The organism is Brevinematia bacterium, from assembly GCA_039630355.1.
In the GTDB taxonomy this organism is placed as follows: Bacteria; Spirochaetota; Brevinematia; order DTOW01; family DTOW01; genus SKYB106.
The window spans coordinates 20,110-27,283 of the sequence record JBCNVF010000033.1; the positions used below are offsets into that span (position 1 = coordinate 20,110).

7 protein-coding genes are annotated in these 7,174 nt (G+C 37.1%); 2 read left to right on the plus strand and 5 right to left on the minus strand.

Features of this window, described 5'->3' with window-relative positions; all coding sequences use genetic code 11:
- Positions 1-82: 82 nt before the first annotated feature.
- Together ABDH28_02695 and ABDH28_02700 are read right to left on the minus strand one after the other, a co-directional pair.
- Positions 83-1,486, minus strand: coding sequence for a class II fumarate hydratase (locus ABDH28_02695; GenBank protein MEN2997930.1), 1,404 nt, complete (start codon positions 1,484-1,486; stop codon positions 83-85).
- Between the two features lie 128 nt (positions 1,487-1,614).
- A complete protein-coding gene (locus ABDH28_02700; protein MEN2997931.1) occupies positions 1,615-2,154 on the minus strand; it encodes a 2-oxoacid:acceptor oxidoreductase family protein in 540 nt (179 codons plus the stop codon).
- Between the two features lie 570 nt (positions 2,155-2,724).
- Between ABDH28_02700 and ABDH28_02705 the strand changes: the two genes are divergently transcribed.
- Positions 2,725-4,098, plus strand: a complete 1,374-nt coding sequence (locus ABDH28_02705) for an alpha/beta hydrolase-fold protein (protein ID MEN2997932.1) — start codon at positions 2,725-2,727, stop codon at positions 4,096-4,098.
- A 3-nt stretch (positions 4,099-4,101) separates the two neighbouring features.
- Here ABDH28_02705 and ABDH28_02710 read toward each other — a convergent pair whose 3' ends face one another.
- Positions 4,102-4,272, minus strand: coding sequence for a hypothetical protein (locus tag ABDH28_02710; GenBank protein ID MEN2997933.1), 171 nt, complete (start codon positions 4,270-4,272; stop codon positions 4,102-4,104).
- A 45-nt stretch (positions 4,273-4,317) separates the two neighbouring features.
- Here ABDH28_02710 and rplD point away from each other — a divergent pair, with 45 nt between their 5' ends.
- Positions 4,318-4,953: a 50S ribosomal protein L4 gene (gene rplD / locus ABDH28_02715; protein MEN2997934.1), complete on the plus strand. Its 636-nt coding sequence runs from the start codon at positions 4,318-4,320 to the stop codon at positions 4,951-4,953.
- A 35-nt stretch (positions 4,954-4,988) separates the two neighbouring features.
- On the opposite strand, the gene ABDH28_02720 is transcribed toward rplD, so the two are convergent.
- Together ABDH28_02720 and ABDH28_02725 are read right to left on the minus strand one after the other, a co-directional pair.
- The gene (locus ABDH28_02720; GenBank protein MEN2997935.1) at positions 4,989-5,561 is read right to left on the minus strand and encodes a hypothetical protein; all 573 of its coding nucleotides are present in this window, start codon (positions 5,559-5,561) and stop codon (positions 4,989-4,991) included.
- 133 nt (positions 5,562-5,694) lie between these two features.
- A partial coding sequence (locus ABDH28_02725; GenBank protein MEN2997936.1) for an SbcC/MukB-like Walker B domain-containing protein occupies positions 5,695-7,174 on the minus strand: 1,480 nt, incomplete at its 5' end.

The window sequence follows — 7,174 nt, forward strand, 5'->3', positions numbered from 1 at the left end:
TTCATCTTTTTCCACCAACACATACTAACATCACTTGAGAGAAGATTTTACAATATTTTGAAACACCACAAACTAGTTAGCATTATACCATCTTCCTGAAATCAAGGTATTCGGATATCTTATCAGGAGGAACAAGTTTTTCCTCAAGCAATACTTGGGCTATGGATTTACCTTCGTTTAAACACTTTTTATACACCTCAGCAGATTTCTCGTATCCTAATAGTGGAGCTAAAACAGTAATAACTGCTGTATTTTTCTCAAGAACCTCTTTCACCTTATTCTTATTCACTTTTATACCATCAATCACCTTTTTAGCCAACACATACGAAGCATTAGAAAGCAATGTTATTGACTCTACTAAGCAAAAACCTATTACGGGTAACATCACATTCAGCTCAAATTCTCCTAGAGAACAAGAGATTGAAATTGTTGTATCATTACCAATCACTTTTGCACAAACCATCCTTACAGCCTCAGGTATAACTGGATTAACTTTACCAGGCATTATAGAAGAACCAGGCTGTAACGAAGGAATAGTTATCTCATTAAACCCAGAACTAGGACCACTGTTCATAAGTCTTATATCGTTTGATATCTTCATAAGAGCTCCAGCAATCGTCTTAAGATATCCAGAAACTTCGTTTGCAATGTCCATACTCGCTATACACTCAAACTTATTCTCCGCAGAAACAAAGGGAAAGCCTATCTTCTGGGAAATCACCTTCACCACTTTTTCCGAAAATTCCGGATGAGAGTTTAACCCTGTTCCTACCGCAGTACCACCTATTGGCAATTTCAAAAGCCTTGAGAAAACCCCCTTTATACCCTCAATACCATTTTCAATCTGTTTAGCCCAACCCGAAAACTCCTGACCAAAAGATATAGGAACTGCATCCATCAAATGTGTCCTACCAGTCTTTATTATGTCTCTAAACTGGTAGGACTTTGAGAGTATTGTCTCTTTCAGAACATTCAGCTTAGGCAAAAGATCTGTCTCAATAAGAACTGCAACCGCCATCCTTATGGAAGAAGGTATGACATCGTTTGAAGATTGTCCCATATTTACATGATCATTCGGATGAATAGGATAAGTTGTCCTCCTTACGCCTGTTAGAATTTCATTAGCTCTAGTAGATATCACTTCATTCACATTCATATTAGTTGAAGTACCACTACCTGTCTGAAAAACATCAACAGGAAAGTTAGAAAAATCTTCACCGTAAATTATCTCCTCCGACGCACTCTTGATACACTCCGCATACCTTCTATCTAAAAGACCAAGTTGCGAATTAACTTCAGCAGCAGAATACTTTATAACAGCTATAGCTCTGATTATCTCTTTTGGCATCCTATATGGGCTTATTCTAAAGTTTTCCAAGGCTCTTTGAGTCTGAGCCCCCCAATAAGCACTAGACGGAATCTTAACCTCTCCTAACGTATCCTTCTCAACCCTATATTCTTCCAATCCTTCCCCTATTTTCTCCATAGCAAAAAGTGTAAACAAACCCAAAACAGAATTTCACACTAAACTGAGACACCAAGCTTTCCAAAAGCCAAGCCACTACGAGACAAATGCCAAAAAGCTCAGACTAAAAAATTCAAAAACCCGCAAAACTACTGAAAATAATCATATCCAACCTTTGCAGCCTTCTTGTTAAACTCTATAAGTTTTTTCTTCCCCTTCTCAGAGAAAAACTTTTCAATCCCCTGCAAAAGGAAATTAAAATCGTAAAGCTTAACTATTGAAACTAATCCACCCAGCATCACCATATTGACAAACCTAAGATCCCCAAGGCCTAGAGCAACAGTATTCGCATCTATGTGAAAAACTCTTATGTCCTTCCTGCTCGGAGGAACGTTAACTAAAGAAGAATTGTAAAGTAATACACCACCCTTTTCAACCCACGACTCAAATTTTGCTACAGAAGGCTGGTTAAAACACACAACAATATTAGGAGACTGAGTTATAGGAGATGCAACCTCATGATCATCTATTATCACAGTGCAGTTAGAAGTTCCACCTCTCTGCTCCGCACCATATGAAGGAAAGAAAGTCGGATACATCCCAGCAAACATCGCCCCATAACAAAGAATTATCCCAGCAGACAAAACTCCCTGACCACCAAAACCCGAAATTATTATTCTACTTTCCATAGTCCCTCCGTCACTTTGTATAACAAACTCTCATCAGACTTTCCCAGCGAAAAAACCTTTGCACCAAAATTTCAGAATATCGTTCTTATCGCTTCAATAATACATCCCAAATACACTCTCTGTCAAGTTAAATCTTCAAACCTTCATCCACGCCTTCGTAACAAACTTTAGAAGTTACAATATATGTAGTCTCCCATCTACCCCCAGCCTTCTCCCCTTAAAACAAAGCTATTACCACACAGATAAACACAATCCGCACATACAAAAACCCCTTAATGTCCCAAAAGGCAAAGGAGTAAAAACAATAGAGCCTAAAACTTACAATTAGATATACCTCTTTCTTCTCCTCACAGTCCCTATCGGGACTGAGTGAACATTTTTCTCAACAAGAATCTAGGAAACTTAGTGTGAAGTGAAGTTTTGTGATTGACAAAACCAAAGGACCAATTAGGCAAGCTTAGAATCTTACTTATCCACCTAACGGAAATTGGAATTTACTAACCCCCTCTCCATTAAATTGCTAGAATACTCTAGCAAACAATAAAATCATTGCAATTGGAGGTAAACACAATGCATAGAATCTTGGCAATATCCATTCTCTTCTTATACCTATCTAACATAGGTTTTGGACTCTCTTTTAGGACAAACGGAAACTTCGTTATAATCCAAGAATTTGAATCAAAAATACTGAAGAACAAAAGAACCATAAGAATATTCCTACCTCCAGACTACTTTAGTTCAACCAACTATTACACAGTGCTCTATGCACATGACGGTCAAAACATATACTACGACGAGAGGAATAAAGCAAGATGGGATATTGACAAAACTGTTGAACTTCTTACTAAAGAAGGTAAGATCAAAGATGTAGTTATTGTAGGTATAGACCACATGGGGACTGACAGGATAAAAGAATACACCCCCTTCCCACTTGAAGCCTACGGCGGTGGACTAGGTGAAGTGTATTGTAAGTTTCTCGTTGAGGAAATTAAACCTTTCATAGAAGCAAACTTTAGAGTAGAAACAAACAGAGAATTCGTCGGAACCTTTGGATCATCTCTCGGAGGACTTATTTCATTGTATCTAGGAATGTGGTATCCTGAGGTTTTTGGAATCATTGGATGCATCTCTCCCTCATTCTGGTGGGGGCTTGAAAGAACAAAATCAAATGTAATACAAAACCTCAACAGATTATCAAAACTAAAAATATACATTGACATAGGCTACAGCGAAGGCAGAGAGCAAGAATCAGAAAACAACATAGTATACACAACAAGAGAAATCTGCAATATTCTCCTAACAAAAATGGATTATCCTAAGCTTCTATACTTTGAGGATAAAAAAGGAATCCACAGCGAAATCTCTTGGAAAGAAAGGATCAGTAATTTTCTTATATTTGCTTTAACTAAGAAACCTCTATCCGAGGAAATAACCAGCATTCAACTTGATATACATCCAAACGAATGGGGAACTGGAGACAGAGGATTTCTATTTGTCAATGCTACAACAAAAGATGGTATCACCAGAACTATTTATCAAATAACACCCTCTCTTGAAAAAATGAATTATCTCGGAAATGGATATATTGAAGCTTCAGAAAGCGGTAAAGCTAAAATAACGGTATCCATAGGAAAACTTTCCTCATCAAAAGAAGTTAACATAGAGACCCTTTCAAGAAAGTTTGGAGTTGTAAACATAAATGTTTTCGCAACATCTACCAATGTAGGATTCTTGGTAGAGGAAGAGGATGGCAAAAAAACAAATTACATCATCAAACTCAATACACCAGACAATGTTGAGGAACAAAAACTATTCTTTACATCCATAACGAACATAAGAGGCAAGTCCTATAAGGGGAAATTCGTCTTGGATGGTAAAACAAGAGAAGAAACAAAACACATAATTCTGAACAAAAGATTTAAAGAGTATAAGTTCAAGTTTTAGAAGTTACCTTGCAAAGCTTATAGTCGGCATAATACAAGACGCATAAGGTCCAAGATCTACTGTAATTTCTCTTGCGATCCCTATCGGCACTGAGTGAATATCTTCGGCTAGAAGCTCAATATAAGCAACACTGTGAGTAGAGTTTATTAGCAAGATCAATTTTAGTTGAAACACTTCGCACTAGTTTTTTACAATTTTTCAACCTTTCTGGAGGAAGAAATGAAACTAGAAGTTCTGGGATTGGATGGAAAGGTTAAAAAAAGCATAGAAGTAGAAGATAGGATATTTGGTCTAGAATACAACAATGACCTAGTATACAAAGCTCTCGTAACGGAACTTGCTAATGCAAGGCAAGGAACTGCTTCCACAAAGTCAAGAGGTGAAGTCAGAGGAGGTGGTAGAAAACCTTGGAGGCAGAAAGGCACGGGTAGAGCAAGACACGGATCAATCAGATCTCCCATTTGGGTTGGTGGTGGAATCGCTCATGGTCCTAAACCAAGAGATTACTCCCTAGACCTTCCTAAAAAAATGAAAAGAAAAGCATTCTTCACAGTCCTATCAGCAAAAGTCAGGAACAATGAACTGATAGTAGTTGAAGATTTCTCTCTCAACACTGTGAAAACTAAAGAATTCCTAAAAACCTTCAGTAGCATTCTCTCAATGATAACTAGAGGATATGGCGTGCTAGTTCTACCAACATACGATAGAAACATAATCCTATCAGCAAGAAACTTACCTACACTGAAAACACTTCTCTACAACAACTTAAACATCAAGGACCTTTTCTATTCCTCCAAAGTAATCTTTCTAGAAACTTCCATAAAGAAGTACCAAGAATTATATTCCAAATCTTAGCAACTACCTTAACCGATTCAATCGCAATAACTAACTTAGAATGGAAACAACTCTCTCTTACTATACTCCGACCTCTCCTTTATTTTCTTACTAGATTCATATGCCTTTATCGTTATGTTGCTTATCTCGGAGGTTAGAAAAAACTTAACAACAGCAGGCTTTTCCACTCTTAGCTCATAAGGACCTGCTTGCCATACTGCAAAGTCAGGGTATTCATCAGTTGGCAAACCGTATTTAACCTTTGCTCCCTTCAAAAGCTCAGAATAAGAATATATCACTGGATTGAAGTTTATTATGATATTGAACAAAATATCTTTCTCAAAAAGAAAATAAGCTGACTTAACATAAGGTGGAGAAACAGCTTTGAGAACAAAAGGCTTTTCTTTGTCAAAAAGTCCAAGATAACTTGTATCGTCTATCTCCAGAAATTCATCCCTGTCTATAATACTTTCCACATCACTCTTCCTCATCCCTACCGCTATTCCCCTATACGCAAAGTTTGTTATGAGATAAGTATTGTTCGTAAAAGGATTATTGTTTGTTAAATACACAGTCTCCTGAGAGAACACTTCTATAGGAAGTAGAAGAAATATTAGTATCACAAACATACTATAAAACTATTCGGAAGTTTTAAAAATTCCAAAAGGCATTCAAAACTAGCTCTTACCCTACCACCACTGATCTCCAATTCCGTCAATCAGCAGACAAACCCCAGTCTCCCGCTTCTCACCAAACTCTCAATTACACAGTAACTTCCGAAATTTCAATTTCAGCTTTAGATATACCTCCCTCTTTGGATACCTTTATTCTTGGATAAGTCGTATTCTTCGCAATCTCTTGTTTATGAGTGATGATGTATATGGTGACACCTCTTTCCTTAGCAAAATTCTCAAGAAAAGCAAATAACCTTGAATTAAATGCCTCATCAAGAGTATCAAAACCTTCGTCAATAAAGAGTGATTTTACGTCAAGACGTGTCACCACATCATTTGCAACGGCAAACGCAAGAGCAACAGAAAACAGAAAGCTTTCACCACCACTCAAACTGTTTACGGTAGTTACCGCACCGTCAGAGTATAGAACGGAAAAAGCCAACTCTCTCTCTCCAAGTTCAACATAAAGAGTCTTATCATAAATTCCCAGATCCCGTAAATACCTGTTCACGGTATTCGCAATTTCTCCCATCTTCAGCTTCATAACAAAATTCACTATCCCTTCCGTGTCAAATTTATCGCTAAGCGATTTCAATATATCATACTTCCACTTTTTCTCCAAAAACTTCTTCTTTGATTCCTCTAGCTTTTCCTTAAACCTAACAAAATTTTTAAACTCTGAAGATATACTTCCTAAGCTCCTATTCATTTTACTTATCTCACTCTTAACCCTCTCCAACTCTGAATTTAGCTCCTGATGTTTCCTTTTGATATCCTCAATATCTCCAGATAACCCCCTCTTCTTTTCTTCCAGAAGCTGATATTTTGAAATAAGGTTCTGACAAGAGTCTATAGCCTGCTCAAGCTTTCCCTTACTTCCTTCTAAACTTTCAATGTGCTTTTTAATCTTTTCACCAATATCAAGCTTAAAAAACTCCATGATTCCTTCAAATTTAACGTTACTCAAAATTTCTTTTACAACATCATTTTTAAGAAAATCGTCTATAAGTTTCTTAAGATCATCTTTTTCAGGCTCTACCTTCTCCTTGTAGCTTTCGTCAACATCTTTGTATAAACGTTCCAATTCTTCCTTCTTTCTAGTTAATTCGGACTCCTCTTTCTCTAACTCTTCCAAACGATTAATGAGACTTTTAATATTTCTCTCCTTTTTGTCTAGATCCTCTACAGTATTAAAGCCTTTCTTCTTGAGCTCGTCAAGCATCCCCCCTATTCTGCTTTCTTTCTCTTCTATCTGTCCTACTACTTTACTCACCTCCTTGTCTAAGTCAGATTTTTCTTTCTCAAGCTTTCCTATGTCTTCCTCCAGTTTTTTCACTTTCTCCAACAACTCTCCATCTTCTGGAACTTCAGCAAAAGGCAACTTTCCAACCTCCTCCGGATGGTATGTATTTCCGCAAACTGGACAGACATCTCCCTCCTTAAGAGTATCTCTTAGTCTTAAAGTAAAATACCTAACCTCCTCGGACTTAAGTTCCTTAAGTTCTTCTTTTATACTCTCAATCTCCTTTTCTTTCTTTTTAATCCCATTTGTGAGTTCTTCCTCACGC

Excerpts from the sequence above, each read along its gene's own strand:
- ABDH28_02700 (MEN2997931.1), bottom strand. The coding sequence starts at position 2,154 with ATGGAAAGTAGAATAATAATTTCGGGTTTTGGTGGTCAGGGAGTTTTG.
- rplD (MEN2997934.1), top strand. The coding sequence starts at position 4,318 with ATGAAACTAGAAGTTCTGGGATTGGATGGAAAGGTTAAAAAAAGCATA.
- ABDH28_02720 (MEN2997935.1), bottom strand. The coding sequence starts at position 5,561 with ATGTTTGTGATACTAATATTTCTTCTACTTCCTATAGAAGTGTTCTCT.
- ABDH28_02705 (MEN2997932.1), top strand. The coding sequence starts at position 2,725 with ATGCATAGAATCTTGGCAATATCCATTCTCTTCTTATACCTATCTAAC.
- ABDH28_02695 (MEN2997930.1), bottom strand. The coding sequence starts at position 1,486 with ATGGAGAAAATAGGGGAAGGATTGGAAGAATATAGGGTTGAGAAGGAT.